This is a genomic window from Neisseria sp. P0001.S005 (genome assembly GCF_051963715.1).
On record NZ_JBQCTZ010000633.1, the window covers coordinates 1 to 426 of the forward strand.

Consider the following 426-nt stretch of genomic DNA (forward strand, 5'->3'; position numbering starts at 1 on the left):
TCGGGCGAAGTTTTCTTCTGTTTGGCAGTCTTGGAATGCGGTGTTTTCGTGTTGGCAGACAAGGGTAACTTCGCCTTGAGCTTCTTGCAGCGGTTCGGCCAAATCGAGTTTGAGGGTTTGCTTGTCGGTTTGCAGCCAGGCGGTGCGGCCTTGGGTTTTGATGATTTTGCCGTAAACGCCGATGGCATCGTTTTTGGGAATGTTTTTCTGTTCGGCAAGTTGTTGGGCCGAGAATAAGGGGGCTTGTTCGGCAAATGCGCCGCCGGTTTCGTGTTTGAAGTAGGCGGCGAGGTCTTGTTTGATGAGGGCTTGGGTCAGCAGTTTTTCGCCTTCGGTCAGGCGGTGTGCGAAGCCGTGTGTTTTGGGGGCGGATGCGGCATCCGTGGTCTTGGTGTCCGGTGTGCAGGCGCTCAGGAGTAAAAGCAG

Annotated in this window: 1 pseudogene; it reads right to left on the bottom strand. The window is 54.9% G+C overall.

Annotation, left to right across the window (positions count from 1 at the left end):
* A pseudogene (locus ACTHSP_RS22110) lies at positions 1–426 on the bottom strand (hypothetical protein); the annotation flags it as partial.